Origin of the sequence: Streptomyces sp. SS1-1 (assembly GCF_008973465.1) — a bacterium.
Classification (GTDB): domain Bacteria; phylum Actinomycetota; class Actinomycetes; order Streptomycetales; family Streptomycetaceae; genus Streptomyces.
This window is the reverse complement of the sequence record NZ_WBXN01000004.1, coordinates 2923793-2940323: the sequence shown is the minus strand read 5'-3', so window position 1 is coordinate 2940323 and position 16531 is coordinate 2923793. Positions and strand designations below refer to the sequence as shown.

Annotated in this window: 15 protein-coding genes; 7 read left to right on the top strand and 8 right to left on the bottom strand. The window is 71.1% G+C overall.

Annotation, left to right across the window (positions count from 1 at the left end; translation table 11 throughout):
• Positions 1 to 2: 2 nt before the first annotated feature.
• Positions 3 to 1187, top strand: a complete 1185-nt coding sequence (locus tag F8R89_RS14495; RefSeq protein WP_192806126.1) for a dipeptidase — start codon at positions 3 to 5, stop codon at positions 1185 to 1187.
• Positions 1188 to 1318: 131 nt separating this feature from the next.
• Entirely contained in the window at positions 1319 to 2431 is a 1113-nt protein-coding gene (locus F8R89_RS14490; protein WP_151784368.1) for a dipeptidase, read from the top strand.
• Between the two features lie 12 nt (positions 2432 to 2443).
• Here the strand turns inward: F8R89_RS14490 and F8R89_RS14485 are convergent, their stop codons facing one another.
• Together F8R89_RS14485 and F8R89_RS14480 are read right to left on the bottom strand one after the other, a co-directional pair.
• Entirely contained in the window at positions 2444 to 2830 is a 387-nt protein-coding gene (locus F8R89_RS14485; protein ID WP_151784367.1) for a VOC family protein, read from the bottom strand.
• Between the two features lie 14 nt (positions 2831 to 2844).
• Positions 2845 to 3204 carry a VOC family protein gene (locus tag F8R89_RS14480; protein ID WP_151784366.1) on the bottom strand — a complete coding sequence of 120 codons (360 nt, stop codon included), beginning with the start codon at positions 3202 to 3204 and terminating at the stop codon, positions 2845 to 2847.
• Between the two features lie 126 nt (positions 3205 to 3330).
• Here F8R89_RS14480 and F8R89_RS14475 point away from each other — a divergent pair, with 126 nt between their 5' ends.
• Positions 3331 to 3831: a CGNR zinc finger domain-containing protein gene (locus F8R89_RS14475; RefSeq protein WP_151784365.1), complete on the top strand. Its 501-nt coding sequence runs from the start codon at positions 3331 to 3333 to the stop codon at positions 3829 to 3831.
• A 140-nt stretch (positions 3832 to 3971) separates the two neighbouring features.
• Here F8R89_RS14475 and F8R89_RS14470 read toward each other — a convergent pair whose 3' ends face one another.
• A complete protein-coding gene (locus tag F8R89_RS14470) occupies positions 3972 to 5315 on the bottom strand; it encodes a UDP-glucose dehydrogenase family protein (protein WP_151784364.1) in 1344 nt (447 codons plus the stop codon).
• Positions 5316 to 5506: 191 nt separating this feature from the next.
• On the opposite strand from F8R89_RS14470, the gene F8R89_RS14465 reads away from it, so the two are divergent.
• Together F8R89_RS14465 and F8R89_RS14460 are read left to right on the top strand one after the other, a co-directional pair.
• Entirely contained in the window at positions 5507 to 6664 is a 1158-nt protein-coding gene (locus F8R89_RS14465; protein ID WP_151784363.1) for an acyl-CoA dehydrogenase, read from the top strand.
• Positions 6665 to 6881: 217 nt separating this feature from the next.
• On the top strand, positions 6882 to 7244 hold the full coding sequence (locus F8R89_RS14460; RefSeq protein WP_151784362.1) for a four-helix bundle copper-binding protein: 363 nt from the start codon (positions 6882 to 6884) through the stop codon (positions 7242 to 7244).
• Positions 7245 to 7309: 65 nt separating this feature from the next.
• Here F8R89_RS14460 and F8R89_RS14455 read toward each other — a convergent pair whose 3' ends face one another.
• Complete coding sequence (locus F8R89_RS14455) at positions 7310 to 8578, bottom strand: LCP family protein (RefSeq protein ID WP_151784361.1); 1269 nt, start codon at positions 8576 to 8578, stop codon at positions 7310 to 7312.
• Between the two features lie 119 nt (positions 8579 to 8697).
• On the opposite strand from F8R89_RS14455, the gene F8R89_RS14450 reads away from it, so the two are divergent.
• Positions 8698 to 9255 (top strand): acyl-CoA thioesterase, encoded by a 558-nt coding sequence (locus F8R89_RS14450; RefSeq protein ID WP_151784360.1) that lies wholly within the window; start codon positions 8698 to 8700, stop codon positions 9253 to 9255.
• A gap of 42 nt (positions 9256 to 9297) precedes the next feature.
• On the opposite strand, the gene F8R89_RS14445 is transcribed toward F8R89_RS14450, so the two are convergent.
• Entirely contained in the window at positions 9298 to 10749 is a 1452-nt protein-coding gene (locus tag F8R89_RS14445) for an LCP family protein (RefSeq protein WP_151784359.1), read from the bottom strand.
• Between the two features lie 144 nt (positions 10750 to 10893).
• Here F8R89_RS14445 and F8R89_RS14440 point away from each other — a divergent pair, with 144 nt between their 5' ends.
• Positions 10894 to 11931, top strand: a complete 1038-nt coding sequence (locus tag F8R89_RS14440; RefSeq protein ID WP_151784358.1) for a glycosyltransferase family 2 protein — start codon at positions 10894 to 10896, stop codon at positions 11929 to 11931.
• A 57-nt stretch (positions 11932 to 11988) separates the two neighbouring features.
• Here the strand turns inward: F8R89_RS14440 and F8R89_RS14435 are convergent, their stop codons facing one another.
• The 3 genes from F8R89_RS14435 to F8R89_RS14425 form a co-directional block, all read right to left on the bottom strand.
• The gene (locus F8R89_RS14435; RefSeq protein WP_151784357.1) at positions 11989 to 12456 is read right to left on the bottom strand and encodes a hypothetical protein; all 468 of its coding nucleotides are present in this window, start codon (positions 12454 to 12456) and stop codon (positions 11989 to 11991) included.
• A gap of 212 nt (positions 12457 to 12668) precedes the next feature.
• Positions 12669 to 14273 (bottom strand): LCP family protein, encoded by a 1605-nt coding sequence (locus F8R89_RS14430; RefSeq protein WP_192806365.1) that lies wholly within the window; start codon positions 14271 to 14273, stop codon positions 12669 to 12671.
• A gap of 325 nt (positions 14274 to 14598) precedes the next feature.
• Positions 14599 to 16353: an LCP family protein gene (locus tag F8R89_RS14425; RefSeq protein WP_151784356.1), complete on the bottom strand. Its 1755-nt coding sequence runs from the start codon at positions 16351 to 16353 to the stop codon at positions 14599 to 14601.
• Between the last annotated feature and the right edge of the window lie 178 nt (positions 16354 to 16531).

The window sequence follows — 16531 nt, the reverse complement described above, 5'->3', positions numbered from 1 at the left end:
CGGTGACCTCCCTGGAGACCGCCCGGGACCTGCTGCGCGAGTTCCCGGTCGTCGACGGCCACAACGACCTGCCGTGGGCGCTGCGCGAGCAGGTCCGCTACGACATACCGGCCCGCGACATCGCCGCCGACCAGAGCGCCCACCTGCACACCGACATCCCGCGGCTGCGCGCCGGCGGGGTGGGCGCCCAGTTCTGGTCGGTGTACGTCCGCTCGGACTTCGCCGGCGACCAGGCGGTCAGCGCCACCCTGGAGCAGATCGACTGCGTACGGCAGCTCCTCGCGCGCTACCCGGACGACCTGCGCCCGGCCCTGACGGCCGCCGACATGGAGGCGGCCCGCGCCGAGGGCCGTATCGCCTCCCTGATGGGCGCCGAGGGCGGCCACTCGATCGCGGAGTCCCTGGCCACGCTGCGGGCGCTGTACGCCCTCGGCGTCCGCTACATGACGCTCACGCACAACGACAACATCGCGTGGGCCGACTCGGCGACCGACGAGCCCGGCGTGGGCGGCCTGTCCGCCTTCGGGCGCGAGGTCGTGCGGGAGATGAACCGCGAGGGCATGCTGGTCGACCTCTCGCACGTGGCGGCCACGACGATGCGCGACGCGCTCGACACCACCGCCGCCCCGGTGATCTTCTCCCACTCCTCGTCCCGCGCGGTCTGCGACCACCCGCGCAACATCCCCGACGACGTGCTGGAACGCCTCCCCGCCAACGGTGGCGTCGCCATGGTCACGTTCGTGCCCAAGTTCGTCCTCCAGGCGGCCGTCGACTGGACCGCCGCCGCCGACGAGAACATGCGGGCGCACGGCTTCCACCACCTCGACACCACCGCCGAGGCGATGAAGGTGCACCGCGCCTTCGAGGAGAGCAACCCGCGCCCGGTCGCCACCGTGGCCACGGTCGCCGACCACCTCGACCACATGCGCGAGGTCGCCGGCATCGACCACCTCGGCATCGGCGGCGACTACGACGGCACCGCGTTCACGCCCGACGGCCTGAACGACGTCACCGGCTACCCGAACCTGATCGCCGAGCTGCTGGACCGCGGCTGGTCGAGGACCGACCTGGCCAAGCTGACCTGGCGCAACGCCGTCCGGGTGCTCGGCGCCGCCGAGGACGTCGCCCGCGACCTCCAGGCCACCCGCGGACCGTCCAACGCCACCCTCGCGGAGCTGGACGCCTGACCAGGAGGGTGGGCGGGGCCGCCGCGCCCCGCCCACCCCCGAACGCGCCACTCACCGAGAAGCCCCCGCGCCCCCGTGCGACGGTGAACCGTACCGCTGATCAGCACCGCCGATCCCGTACGGAGACCGCCATGGCAGAGCTCAAGTACGACGCCGGGGCCGAGGCCGGCGCGACGGACGACCTGCCCGCGCCGGCCGTCGGGGAACCCACCGCCCCCGTCCCGGACCCCGCGGCGGCCGACCTGCTCCAACGGGCCCGCGCCCTGCTCGACGCCCACCCCGTCGCCGACGGCTGCAGCGGCCTGTCCCGGGCGCTGCGCCCGCTGTCCTGGTTCGACCTGGAACTCGGTGAGAGCGCCGTCGGCACCGATGTGCCGCGCCTGCGCGAGGGCCGCGTCGGCGCGCTGTTCTGGGCGCTGCACCTGCCGGAAGGGACGACCGGCGACCGGGCCCTCGGCGCCACCCTGGACCAGCTCGACCTCGTCAGGACCGTCGTCCGCGGCCACCCGGACGGCCTGCGCCTGGCCTGCGACCCCGGGCCGGTCACCGATGTCCACCACACCGGCCGGATCGCCGTCCTGCCCGGACCCGCCGCGGCCGTCGCCCTCGGCGACTCCCTCGGCATCCTGCGCTCCCTGCACGGCCTCGGGCTGCGCGCCCTCACCCTCACCGGGGTGTCCTGGGCCGGCGAGGCGGGGCTCACCCGGTTCGGCGAGGAGGTCCTGCGCGAGATGAACCGGCTCGGGGTGCTGGCCGACCTCTCCGGCGCCGACCCCGACACTGTCCGCCGGGCCTGCGCGGTCTCCAAGGCACCCGTGCTGTGCACGCGCTCCGCGGCCCGTGCCCTGCGCCCGCACCCCGCCAACCTCTCCGACGACCTGCTGGCCGCGCTCGGCGCCGCCAAGGGGCTGTGCATGGTGCCGCTCACCGCCGAGCAGACCGGCCCGTCCGTCCGGGACGTCGCCGACCACCTCGACCACGTACGCGCGCTGGCCGGGGCGGACTGCGTCGGCCTGTCCGGCACCTACGACACCGGCACCGCCCACCCCCGGGACCTGGCCGATGTCTCCGGCTACCCGCGACTCGTGGCCGAGCTGCTGCGCCGCGACTGGTCCGAGGCCGACATCGCCCTGCTGACCTGGGGGAACGTCCAGCGGGTGCTGCGTGAGGCCGACTTCGCCGCCCGTGAGGCGCAGCGCCGCCGGCAACCCTCGACGGCCACGATCACCGACCTGGACGGCTGAGCGCCGCCCGGCTCAGCCCTCGTCGATCCGGCACAGGCAGAACGGATGGCCCACCGGGTCGGCGTACACCCGGAAGCCCTCCTCGTCCTGCGCCTGGAGCAGCCGCGCGCCCAGCTTCAGCACCTTCCCCTCCGCCAGGTCGACCTCCTCCCAGGTGGACCCGGCGTCGAAGTCGAGGTGGAACTGCTGGGAGTCGTGGTCGGCCTGCGGCCAGTCCGGCGGGGCGTACCCGGGCGCCCGCTGGAAGGCCAGCCGGGGCCCGTCCGGGAGCCGCAGCACGACCCAGTCCGGGTCCTCGTCCTGCGGGGTGCCGCCGCCGACGCCCGCGTAGAAGCGGGCCAGGGCGCGCGGGTCGGGGCAGTCGACGACGACGGAACGCAGACGCGCCGCGGGTGCCATGGAGGTCCTCCTCGTCAGCAGGCGCAGAGGCAGAACGGGTGCCCCGCCGGATCCGCGTAAACCCGGAAGGTCCGCTCGCGGTCGTCGGCCTCCAGCGGCGTCGCGCCCAGCTCCAGCACCGCCTTCTCGGCCGTGTCGAGGTCCTCGACGGTCAGGTCCAGATGGAACTGCTGCGACTGCTCCGGCGAGGGCCAGCGCGGCGGTACCCAGCCGGGCGCGGCCTGGAAGGCCAGCGTCGGCCCGCCGGGCACCTTCACGTCCACCCAGTCGCCCTCGTCCACGATCGTGCCGTCCAGCACCTTGGCGTAGAACTCGGCGAGCGCACGCGGGTCGGGACAGTCCAGGACGACGGAGCCCACTTCGGCGATGGCCATGACTTCCTCCTCGAAGCGACGGGAGTTACCGGCAGAGCGGGTCAACCGGTAACCGCGTTACCTCATGCTCCCGTACAGGAGGTAACGTCGCAAGGGGATATGCGAGAAGCGGAGACAGCGGCAGCCATGAGTGACAGATCGCCCGCGCCCGGCGCCCTGGAACTGGTCCAGGCCCTGGTCAACACGGTGGACCTGGAGTCCGGCGCGGACGCGCTCGACACGGCCGAGGGCCGGGCCCGCCTCGGGCTGACGGAGACGGACCTGGCCGCCGCGCGCGAACTGCGGGAATCCCTGCGCGCGGCCCTGCTCGCCCACGCCGGGCACCCGCCGCACCGCACGGTCACCCCGCTCGGCGACCTGCTCGCCGCCGCCCCCCTCGTCGTCGCCGTCGACCCCGCCGACGGCTCGGCCCGGCTCACCCCCACCGGCGGCGCGCCCTTGCTCTCCCGGGTCGCCGCCGCCGTCGCCCAGGGCCTCGTCGAGGGCACCTGGACGCGCCTGAAGGCCTGCGAGGCGGCCGACTGCCACTGGGCGTACTACGACCGCAGCCCCGCCGGCCGTGGCCGCTGGTGCTCGATGCAGGTGTGCGGGGCACGCGCCAAGATGCGCCGCTACCGAGCGAAATGAGCCACCGGACGCACCTTTTGACAAGGTTGTTGAAGATTCATTCGGCAATGCGCGGTGGTGTGCGGCAGAATGCGAAGGACGCCGTTTCGGCCGACTGAGCCTCGGCCGAAACGGCGTCCTTCGTACGTCGGAGGAAAAGGCTAGGCCGTCGGCCGGCCCATCGCCCGGTACGTCCAGCCCGCGCCCCGCCACAGCTCCGGGTCCAGGGCGTTGCGGCCGTCCAGGATCAGGCGCTCCGCCGCCACCTCGCCCAGCTCCCGCGGGTCCAGCTCACGGAACTCCCGCCACTCCGTCAGGTGCAGCACCACGTCAGCGCCCCGCACCGCCTCGATGGCGGTGTCCGCGTACCCGAGCGTTGGGAACAGCCGGCGGGCGTTCGCCATGCCCTTCGGGTCGTACACCGTGACCTGGCCGCCCTGCAGATGGATCTGCCCGGCCACGTTCAGCGCCGGCGAGTCGCGCACGTCGTCCGAGTCCGGCTTGAACGTGGCACCCAGCACGGCGACCCGCTTACCCAGGAACGGCCCGCCGCCCAGCGCCTGGCGCGCCAGCTCCACCATCTGACCGCGCTGACGCATGTTGATCGAGTCGATCTCACGCAGGAACGTCAGCGCCTGGTCCGCGCCCAGCTCGCCCGCCCGCGCCATGAACGCCCGGATGTCCTTCGGCAGGCAGCCGCCGCCGAACCCGATCCCCGCCCGCAGGAACTTCTTGCCGATGCGGTCGTCGTGCCCGATGGCCTCCGCCAGCTTCGCGACATCGCCGCCGGCCGCCTCGCACACCTCGGCCATCGCGTTGATGAAGGAGATCTTCGTGGCGAGGAACGAGTTCGCCGACGTCTTCACCAGCTCGGCCGTCGGGAAGTCCGTGACCACGAACGGGGAGCCGTCCGCGATCGGCGTCGCGTACACCTCGCGCAGCAGCTTCTCCGCGCGCTCGCTGCGCACGCCCACCACGATCCGGTCCGGGTGCAGCGTGTCCCGCACGGCGAAGCCCTCCCGCAGGAACTCCGGGTTCCAGGCCAGCTCCACCTCGTCGCCGCCGGGCGCCAGCTCGCGCAGCCGCGCCGCGAGGCGGTCCGCGCTGCCCACTGGCACCGTCGACTTGCCGACGACCAGGCACGGCCGGCTCAGATGCTTGGCGAGCGACTCGACCGCCGCGTCGACGTAACTCATGTCGCAGGCGTACTCACCGTGCTTCTGCGGCGTGTTCACGCAGACGAAGTGCACGTCGCCGAACTCGGCGGCCTCCGCCCAGTCCATCGTGAACCGCAGCCGCCCCGTCGAGCCCTCGATCCCGGCGACGTGCTTGCGCAGCAGGTCCTCCAGGCCCGGCTCGAACATCGGCACCTCGCCGCGGCCCAGCATCTCGATCTTCTCGGGCACCACGTCCAGCCCCAGCACCTCGAACCCGAGCTCGGCCATGGCCGCGGCGTGCGTGGCGCCGAGATAGCCGGTGCCGATCACGGTGATCTTGAGGGCCATGAGGGGACTCCGTAAGTGAGGACGGGCGATGCGCGCCCGAGCATAGTCAACGGGCCCGGCGGGCAGATTCCCCGCTGTCGCCAAGCTCACGTATCAGTCCCGTGGGGCGACCTCTAAAATTTGAGTTACTTAACGGTAATTAGCGTCGGCATCACCCTTGCCACACGAGCGTCCTTGGAGCGTGAGAGACCTTGGCCGGATCGGCTGACTTCGACCTGTACCGCCCGACCGAGGAGCACGACATGCTCCGCGACGCGATCCGCTCGCTGGCCGAGGCGAAGATCGCGCCGCACGCCACGGCGGTGGACGAGGAGGCGCGCTTCCCGCAGGAGGCGCACGACGCCCTCGTGGCCAACGACCTGCACGCCGTGCACGTCCCCGAGGAGTACGGCGGCGCGGGCGCCGACGCCCTCGCCACGGTCATCGTGATCGAGGAGGTGGCCCGCGTCTGCGCGTCCTCCTCCCTCATCCCCGCCGTGAACAAGCTCGGCTCGCTGCCGGTCATCCTCTCCGGCTCCGAGGAGCTGAAGAAGAAGTACATGGCCCCGCTCGCCAAGGGCGACGGCATGTTCTCCTACTGCCTCTCCGAGCCCGACGCGGGCTCCGACGCGGCCGGCATGAAGACCAAGGCCGTCCGCGACGGCGACCACTGGGTCCTCAACGGCGTGAAGCGCTGGATCACCAACGCCGGCGTCTCCGAGTTCTACACGGTCATGGCCGTCACCGACCCGACCAAGCGCTCCAAGGGCATCTCCGCCTTCGTGGTCGAGAAGGGCGACGAGGGCGTCTCCTTCGGTGCCCCCGAGAAGAAGCTCGGCATCAAGGGCTCCCCGACCCGCGAGGTCTACCTGGACAACGTCCGCATCCCCGCGGACCGCATGATCGGCGAGGAGGGCACCGGCTTCGCCACCGCGATGAAGACGCTGGACCACACCCGCATCACCATCGCCGCCCAGGCCCTCGGCATCGCCCAGGGCGCCCTCGACTACGCCAAGGGCTACGTCCAGGAGCGCAAGCAGTTCGGCAAGCCGATCGCCGACTTCCAGGGCATCCAGTTCATGCTCGCCGACATGGCCATGAAGATCTCGGCCGCCCGCGCCCTGACCTACCAGGCCGCCGCCGCCTCCGAGCGCGGCGACGCCGACCTCACCTACCTCGGCGCCGCGGCCAAGTGCTTCGCCTCCGACGCCGCCATGGAGGTCACCACCGACGCCGTCCAGCTCCTCGGCGGCTACGGCTACACCCGCGACTACCCGGTGGAGCGCATGATGCGCGACGCGAAGATCACGCAAATCTACGAGGGCACGAACCAGGTCCAGCGGATCGTGATGGCGCGCAACCTGCCGTAACGTCACGCGACTTGACGAGGAAGGGCGTCCGGGTGCTCCGGGCGCCCTTCACTCGTTCGGGCCCGCGACGGCGGGTCGGGCGAAATCCGGGAGTGTGCACTGTGTGCTACTTCTGTGGGGAAATGGTGGCGAACGCCCGATGGCGGCCCGCTCCGGGCGGGCGTAGGACGGAAGGGCACGGGGCCCGCCCCGGGCTCCCGCGTCCCCAGGAGGAGTCATGACCCAGCCCGGAACCATGCCCGCGATGACCAAGGAGATGCAGGACTGCGTCGACGCCTGCATGACGTGCCACACCGTCTGCGAGGAGACCATGAGCTCCGTCATGCAGATGGGTGGCCAGGCCCAGATGCAGGTCATGCGGGCGCTGATGGACTGCGCCGAGACGACCCGTATGTGCGCCGACATGATGATGCGCCGCTCGCCGATGTCGGCGGAGATGTGCGCGATGTGCGCCAAGGCGTGCGAGATGTGCGCGGAGGCGTGTATGTCCATGCCGGACGATCCGCAGATGATGCGCTGCGCCGAGGCGTGTCGCCGCTGCGCCGCGACCTGTCGCGCGATGGCGGGCGCCACGATGTGACACCGCCCGGCAGACGGACGAGGGCACCCCGCCCGGGGTGCCCTCGCTCGCTCGTGTGCGGCCGCCTACTTGCCGGAGACGGTCACCGTCTCGTCGTTCTTCAGCTCCTCCACCAGCTTCTTCACCTTCGCGGTGTCCCACTGGAGGTTGCCGTTGCCGGTGCTGCCCGAGATCGGCATGTTCATCGACGTGCCGTCGCCGCCGCTGACGTCCTTCATCGCCCAGAACATGGAGGCCAGGTCCCACAGGCCCATGTCCTCGTCGACGATCAGCGAGTCCAGGCCGGCGCCCATCGTCGGGTAGAGCTTGAAGGGGTTCAGGACGGTGCCCGGGGTCGCCACCTGGTTCGCCAGGGCCGACAGGAACTTCTGCTGGTTCTTGGTGCGGTCCAGGTCGGAGCCGGGCAGCGCGTACCGGGTGCGGACGAAGGCCAGGGACTCCTCGCCGTTCAGGGTCTGCTTGCCCTTCTTGAAGTCGGCGCCGGACTTCTTGTCCTTGATGTCCCGGGGGATGTCGATCTCGACGCCGCCGACCGAGTCCACGATGTTCGCGAAGCCGGCGAAGCCGATCTCGACGTAATGGTCGATGTGCAGCCCGGTGTTGGCCTCGACGGTGCGCACGAGCAGTTCCGGGCCGTCCTCCGCGTAGGCGGCGTTCAGCTTCGTCTGCCGCCCGGTGCCCTGGTAGAGCTTCCCGGACTCCGAGCCCTTGTACGACGGGATCGTGATGTTCGAGTCACGGGGCAGCGAGACCAGCGTGGGGCTGCCGCCTCCGGTGTGCAGGATCATCATCGAGTCCGTGCGCTTGCCCTCGGCGGACCCGGTGTGCAGGTTCTTCTTCTGCTCGTCGGTCATGCCCTCACGGCTGTCGGAACCGACGATCAGGTAGTTGGTGCCCTCGCCCGCCTCCGGCCGGTCGATGACCTTGGACAGGTCGACCTCGCGGTTCAGCTTGGAGTCGGCCCAGAAGTAGGTGGCGACGCTCGTCACGACCAGCAGCGTGACCAGGGTGATCGCGGTCACCTTGATCCGGCGCCGCCAGTTCGGCGCGGGCCGGCCGCCGGGCCCGGAGCCGTCGTGGCCGCCGCCTCCGCCGCCGTACACCTGGCCGGTGTTGTAGCCGCTGTCGTACCCGTCGCCGTGGCCGCCGTGCCCCTGGCCGTCGACGTACGACGGCTGCCGGGGCACACCGCCGTAGCCCTGCCCGGGCGGCGCGCCCTGGCCGCGGCGGACCTGCCGCATCACACGGGCGCTCTCCGGCCGCGCGTTCGCGCTGCCGCGTCCGTAACCGTTGCCGCGGTCGTCGTCGGGCCATGCCTGGGGCCAGTCATTCATGCGCCCAAGTGTGCAGGGCAGGACGGGGTCCCCCACAAGGTTCGAAGGAAAATAGAGGCACGGCTGTTGCGAACCCAACACAAAGTCCGCGATTCCCACCTCGGCATAAGGTGGAGGCCATGACAGACCAGGCCACCACCGCGGAAGCGGACAGCGCGGAGATCCCGGGCAAGCCGATCTCCGCGTCCCGCACCACCCTCAGCCACATCATGACCCACAACGACACCAACCTTCTGGGCACCGTGCACGGCGGTGTGATCATGAAACTGGTGGACGACGCGGCGGGAGCGGTGGCCGGACGGCACAGCGGCGGTCCCGCCGTCACCGCCTCCATGGACGAGATGGCCTTCCTGGAGCCGGTCCGCGTGGGCGACCTCGTCCATGTGAAGGCCCAGGTCAACTGGACCGGCCGGACCTCGATGGAGGTCGGCGTACGGGTCCTGGCCGAGCGCTGGAACGAGTCGGCGCCGCCCACCCAGGTCGGCTCCGCCTATCTGGTCTTCGCCGCGGTGGACGCCGACGGCAAGCCGCGCCGGGTCCCGCCGGTGATACCGGAGACCGACCGTGACCGGCGCCGCAACCAGGAGGCGCAGATCCGCCGCACCCACCGCCTGGCCCGCCGCCGCGCGATCATGGAGCTGCGCGCCCAGCGGGCGGCGGAGGGCTTCGACGACTGAGCTCGACAGGGCGGACGGGGTTGACGGGGCGGACGGGCCCTGTCAGGCGCAGCCGGCCTCGTCGCCCCGCAGCACCACCGTCTCCCGGGTGGGGTCCTCGGCGCGCACCTTGCGGACCGCGCCGAAGTCCGTCCCCACGATCACCTTGAGGGTGGGGCCGAGCCCCTTGACCGCGCGCAGCTCGCTGCCGGGCAGGGCGGCGGCGAGCGACTTCGCCGAGCGGTCCCAGCCGGGGTCATGGGCGACGACCGTCCGCTTCACCGAGCGGTCGGCCGCGTCCACCGGCTGTCCCGTCGTACGGAACCCGACGGCCGCGAGCGCCGCGTCGGCGCGCTTGCCGAGGCCGGTGCGGTGGGTGCCGTTCTCCACCTGGACGCGGATCTGCTGCGGGGCGACGTCGACGGTGACGGCCTTGCGCTTCGTGCGGTGGGCGGCCAGCGGGCGGTCCTCGCGCAGGGCGCGGAACAGCCGCTCGGCGCGTGCCGTGTCCCACTTCACGGTGGAGCCGAGGCCCTTCACCAGATAGCCGAGCTGCCCGATCGGGACGGTCGCGAACTCCGACGAGGACGGGGAGAAGTTCCGCATCGCGCGTCCCAGGTCCAGCAGCTCGCCGGTGCCGAAGCCCTTGTCGGCCCGGACCGAGCCGAGCACGGCCCGGGTCACGTCCCGGAAGCGGATGGGGTTCAGCAGGATGCCGGACGACGTCGCCCGTTCGATCAGGGCCGCCATGAAGCGCTGCTGGCGCTGGACCCGGCCCAGGTCGGCGTCGCCGTCGATGTGCCGGGCGCGGACGAACTGCAGGGCCTCGCCGCCCATCAGCTTGTGGTCGCCGGCGGGCAGGTCCAGGCCGGTGTAGGAGTCCTTCAGCGGGGCGGAGGTGCAGATCGGCACACCGCCGAGCACGTCGACCGTCTTCATGAAGCTGGTGAAGTCGACCTCCAGATAGTGGTCGATCTTGACGTGCGTCATGTGCTCGACGGTGCGGACGGTCAGCCGGGGGCCGCCCTCCGCGTACGCCGCGTTGATCTTGATGGCGTGGGCGGGCCGTCCGTCGGCGGCGGGCACCTCGGCGTAGGAGTCGCGCGGCAGGCTCACGACGCTCGCCCGCTCCCGGTCCTCCGAGATGTGCACCAGCATGATCGTGTCGGTGCAGTGGCAGGGCGCGCCGCCCAGCCGGTACTTGCGCCGCTCCTGCGGGGTGATGCGGTCGCGGCCGTCGGTGCCGACCAGCAGGACGTTCATGCCGTGGCCGCCCTGCGGCCGGTTCTTCATGTCCCGGAACGGGTCCACCCGCGCGATCCTGGCGTCCAGGCTGGTCACCACCGCGTGCCCGATCCCGGCGGAGGCCAGGACGACGACGGAGAGCGTGGTCACCGCCCGCATGGCCCAGCGCGGCCGCCTGCGCCGGACGGGCGCGACCGGCCGTGCCCCGCCGCGGGAAGGCTGCGGGCTGCGCTGCGGGGAGCCGGAGGAGCGTCGGGGCGGCGTGGGCATGAAGGGATACCTCCGCTGGGGGCGTGCCCCTGGGGGCCGTACGTGGGATCCGTGAGCACCGTAGGCCCATACGATCTGCTGCCCGGTGCACCGGACACGGCGGGGCGCACCCGTGTCCCCCGTTCGCGGTAACGTGAGCCCCCTATGAACGCCAATCCCGACGTGCAGCTCCCCGCCGTGTCCGTCATCATGCCCGTCCTCAACGAGGAGCGGCATCTGCGCGGAGCCGTCCAAGCGATCCTCGCGCAGGAGTACGCCGGCGAGATGGAGGTCGTGATCGCCCTCGGTCCGTCCACGGACCGTACGGACGAGATCGCCGCCGAGCTCGTGGCCGAAGACCCGCGCGTTCACACCGTCCCGAACCCGACCGGCCGGACGCCCGCCGCCCTGAACGCGGCGATCAAGGCGTCCCGCCACCCGATCGTCGTCCGTGTCGACGGGCACGGCATGCTCTCGCCGAACTACATCGCGACCGCGGTGCGGCTCCTGGAGGAGACCGGCGCGCAGAACGTCGGCGGCATCATGCACGCCGAGGGCGAGAACGCCTGGGAGCAGGCCGTCGCCGCCGCGATGACGTCGAAGATCGGTGTCGGCAACGCCGCCTTCCACACGGGCGGCGAGGCGCAGGCCGCCGAGACCGTGTACCTGGGTGTCTTCCGGCGCGAGGCGTTGGAGCAGCAGGGCGGCTACAACGAGGAGTTCATCCGCGCCCAGGACTGGGAGCTGAACTTCCGCATCCGCGAGGCGGGCGGCCTGATCTGGTTCTCGCCGGAGCTGAAGGTGTCGTACCGGCCCCGGCCGAGCGTGAAGGCGCTCGCCAAGCAGTACAAGGACTACGGCCGCTGGCGTCATGTCGTCGCCCGGTACCACGCCGGTTCCATCAACCTGCGCTATCTGGCGCCGCCGACGGCGGTGTGCGCGATCGCGGCGGGTCTGGTCCTCGGCGTCGCGGTGACGCCGTGGGCGCTGGTCGTGCCCGGCGGCTACCTCGCGGCCATCGCCGCGGGCTCGGTCCCGGCCGGCAAGGGGCTGCCGCTGAAGGCCCGGCTGCAGATCCCGGTCGCCCTGGCCACCATGCACATGTCCTGGGGCTACGGCTTCCTGACGAGCCCGCGCTCGCTGGCCCGCAAGGTCATCGCCTCGCGCCGCCCGGCGGTCCGCGGCGTCGAAGCGGCCTCCTGACACGACGAGCGGGGGTCGCCGCGGCGCGCCGCGGCGACCCCCGTCCTCACGCGGCCGTCAGCCGCAGTGGAAGTACCCCGACACCGGGACGTGGTCCTGCAGGAAGTTGGCGCCGCCGTTGGGGCGCCACATGTCCAGCTCGAAGTTGATGCAGGTGTTCTTGCCGTTGACCTTCACGGGCCCGGCCTCGTAGCTGAAGTTGCCGTTGTCGTTGTCGTGCCCGCCGGCCTTGGTCCACAGGTCCAGGTTCATCCGGGAGCTGACGCCGTAGTAGGAGCCCGCCTTGACGGACCGCGCGCAGTTGTAGGTGCCGTCCCAGTACAGGTAGGTCGTGGCGACGAGCGGGTGCGCACTCGTCGTGTAGTCGTAGTGCTTGATCTGGTCGATCAGGGTGCCGCTGCAGCCGGCCTGCGCCGCGGCCTGTGCCGCGGGGGCGGTGGCCAGGGGGACCCCGACGCCCAGTCCGAGGACCATGGCCCCGGTGGTGATCCAGCGGGTGGCTCTGAACTTCACGCTCTTGTGCATCAGTTGCAGACCTCTCACGTGCGCGACGGATCGGACCCGCCCCCGCGGGCTTTGTGGGCCCTGCGTGAACGGCTTCAAGATCGTGGCATGTTCTGGTCATTCAGTGATCGTTCGTGTTCGTCTATGACTGAAGATCGTCGTCGGTTGGCCATAAAGAAACGGGATCGCCCTCGCGTCGAGGGCGATCCCGCAGGGGGCACGGCGTCCGGTGACTACCAGCGGTAGGGCGCGTACACCTCCATGCACGCGTCCTCGTCCGAGCCGTTGATGGCGTCCGAGTCCTCCGGCAGGCTGCCCGCCGACGGCTTGGACTGCTTCGGATACGCGGTGCCGGTGCGCCAGTCGGCGCCCACGACGACCGTGACGCCCGAGACGTCGGTGGACCGGCGCACCGAACTCTCCGGAATGCCCAGCGCCTTGGCGACCTGCACCGCGTCGCCCTTCAGTTCCTCGCTCGGGTACCGCACCACCGTGTGCTCGACGGAGACCGCCGGTGAGGAGTCCTGCAGTGCCTGGGTGAAGCCCTTGTCCACCAGGTGCCGGGCGATCGCGTGCGCCCGCCCGGAGACGGGCGCGAGGGTGGCCGTCCTGGTCCCGTTCACCACCGAGACGCCGATCCCCTCGGGGGCGGACGTCGGGGCGCTGGTGGCCTCCTTCTCCGCGTCGCCGTCCTTGCCCTTGTCCTTCGCCTTGCCGTTCTTGTCGAACGGCACGTCCTCGCGGACCATCTGCCACATCTTGGCGGCGCTCGCGGCCGGGACGAGGTGGTTGGCGTTCTGCGGGTCCTGGACGTTGGGCATCGTCGTCATCGTGATCCGGTCCGTGGGCACGGACTTGAGCTGCATGCCGAGGTCGTACAGCTTCTTCACGGTGCCGATCTCCTCGGAGACCGTCAGCGACTTCGTGGCCGCCTCGGCCAGGTTCATCAGGCGCCCGGTGTCCGTGAAGACGTTCTGCTTCTTCAGCGTGCGGATCATCGAGTTCATGTACATGTGCTGGGCGCGCGCCCGCAGCGGGTCACTGCCCCACGCGTGCCGGGTGCGCAGCCACTGCAGCGCCTGCTTGCCCTCGACGTCCTTGCGGCCGGCCTTCATCTTCAGGCCGGAACCGCCGGGCACCCCCGGCAGCGGGCGGTCCCACACGTTCTGCTTCACACAGACCTCGACGCCGCCGATGGCGTCCGCCATGCTCACCACGCCGGCGAAGTCGATCGTCATCCAGTGGTCGATGTAGACCCCGGTGAGGTTCTGCCAGGTGGCCAGGGTGCAGCCGGCGCCGCCGCGGGCCAGGGTCGTGTTGATGATGTCGTTCGTCGCCGGGTAGGTGTCGCCCGTCTCGGGGTCGGTGCACTTGGGGATGTCGACCCGGGTGTCCCGCGGGATGCTCACCACCGCGGCGCTCTCCCGGTCCGCGGACAGATGGATGAGCATCTGCACGTCGCCCAGCGGGGGGTTGCCCCGGTTGTCGCGGCTGCCGCCCAACGCGACGTTCGCGTCGGAGTTACGGCTGTCCGAGCCGATCAGCAGGATGTTCAGCGGTGTCTGGCCGGCGGCGTTGGGCTCGGCCTTCTTCGCCTTGGAGTCGCCGCTGCTGCGCTCGCCCTTCTCGATGTTGCCGTTCAGATGCCGGTAGTACAGATACCCGGCACCCGCGGTCCCGAGTATGACGACCGCCAGGATCGTCGCCGACCAGCGCAGCGCACGCCGCTTGCGGCGCCCCTTGCCGGGCCCCCGGCCGTCGTCGCCCGCCCCGCCGTGCCGCCCGCCGCCGTCCTGGCCGGCCGGTGTGTCCTGGCCGGACTGCCGGGTGAGCGACATCGTGTCGTCCACAGCGGGGACCTCCCCCCGCACACCGCTCTGCGCCAACTCTCTGCCCTTCCCCACCCTCGGCCCGCGTACGGTCGCTCCGCGCAGGACCTCCCTGTCCGCGGCGGAGCGAACTCCGTATCAAGCCAACCTGTCCGACACCGGTCCGCGCTCTGTCAGACCACCGGGGGTCCGATCCGGGTTCGCCATGTGCCGGCAAAAAATCCGCGTCCGGCACGGCCGCACGGCGTGCCGGGCGACGCCGACCGGCACGACCACGTCCTGTGTCAGACCAACGAGAGCCCGGCACAGTTGCGTTCCCGGCCGGAAACGGTGCCTACTTCGCGCACTCCACCTTGTCCGCGGTGGACTTCTCCACGTCGGGCGCCTTGTCCGGAGCCGTCAGGGGCACCCCCGCCCCCTTGAAGTCCTTGCCCAGCGTCAGCGTCATCGTGGGCAGGCCCTGCGCGTTGTCGACGCTCTTGCCGGGCTTCATCGCCGCGCCGGACAGCCCCATGATGGCGGCGAGCCGGCGTGCCTGGTCCGCCTGGTCCGGCGCGTACTCCAGCGTCGTCTTCGAGAGCGTGTCGGGAGCGTTGCCCGCGTTCTCCGACTTGGTCACGTTCTCCTCGGTCTGCAGCCAGGACAGGGTCTCCTGCGCGCTGCCCGCCGGGGCCCCGCCGTTGAAGATCCGGACCCGCACCTCGGAGGCGTCGGACTTGGAGCCCTTGAGCCGGGCCGCCACCGCGGAGGCCTCCTTCTTCTTCTGCTGCTTGATGTCGGTGAAGGAGACGTCGTTCTGGATGGCCTGGAAGACCTCCGGCGCCTTCGTCGGGTTGAGGACGACGGTCACCTTGACCTTCTCGGCCGGGTTGTCGAGCACCGGGATCGTGGTGAAGGTCAGGTTCTTGACGTTGAGCTTGCCCAGCTCCAGACCGAGGTCCTTCAGCTTGTCGATGCTGTCGAGCTGGGAGTCGACGGTGAGCGCCTTGGTGCCGGCCTCGGCCAGCGTGAACATCTTCGTGGGGCTCTTGAGCGTGTCGTTCGACTTCAGCTTGCGCATCAGCGCGCTGAGGAACTGCTGCTGCAGCCCGATCCGGCTCAGGTCGCCGCCCAGGCCGACGGAGTGCCGGGTGCGGACGAAGGCGAGGGCCTGCTCGCCCTCGATGACGTGCTTGCCCTTCGGCAGCTTCAGATGCGAGTCCGGGTCGTCGATGTCCTTGCCCAGGCACACCTCGACGCCGCCGACGGCCGACGTCAGCGTCTTCACCGCGTTGAAGTCGGCGACCATGAAGTTGTCCGGCTTGATCCCGGTCAGCTCCGTCACCGTGCGCATGGTGCAGCTGGGCGTACGGCCCGCCTGGCCGAGGCTCTTGTTGAAGCGGGTGTTGGTCTCGCCCTGGATGACCTTCTGGCTGCCGTCCTCCTGCTCCGTGGGGCAGTCGGGGATGTCGACGATCAGGTCGCGCGGGATGCTCAGCGCGGTCGCGTTCGACCGGTCCTTGGAGACGTGCAGCAGGATCGTGGTGTCGGCGTGGCCCGCGCTGCCGGAGTCGCCGTACTTGTCGTTGCCCGCGCCGGTGCGCTTGTCCGTGCCGATGAGCAGGATGTTGATGGCCTTGTCCTTGCTGAAGCCACCGGTGCTCGCGCCGTCGTCGGAGACGGACTGGATGTTGTCGTTGAGGTGCTCGACATAGAGGTAGGCCCCGGCCGCCGCGGCGACCACGACGAACGCCATCACGCCACCGGTCCACAGCACGGCCTTCTTGGCCCGGCTCTTCTTCTTGACCGGGCGGCGCGAACGGCGCCCCGGCGGCTCCTCGGGCTCCCCCCGGCGCCTGCGCTGCGCCGGTACCTCACGGCCCGGGGCCGGCCGCTGCTCCGGGGCGGCCGCGCGGTCACGGACGGCACCCCCCGGGCGCCCGGCGCCACCGGGTCCGCCCGCACGGGGACCGGGCCTGCGCGGCCCGGGAACCGGCGATTGCGGTCCGGAAGGAGTCAGTCGCAGTTCGTATTCACCGGTGTTCGGATTGAGCACCCACTGGTCTGCGGGATCGATGTCATCCGCCCGCCCACGGCCTTGCGCGTCCACGGTTGTCTGAATCCTCCGTCGGGGCCACGCGGCGCCTACCCCCTCCAAGGCGCTCGGGTCTCTCGGTCGAACAGTGCGCGAGCCCAAGTACGGCAGGGTGCGCCAGATCGCACACACTATCCGCCCAGTTCAGCGTCGAGCGAGAACGGTGACAAATTCCACGTCCCTACAACTGGGC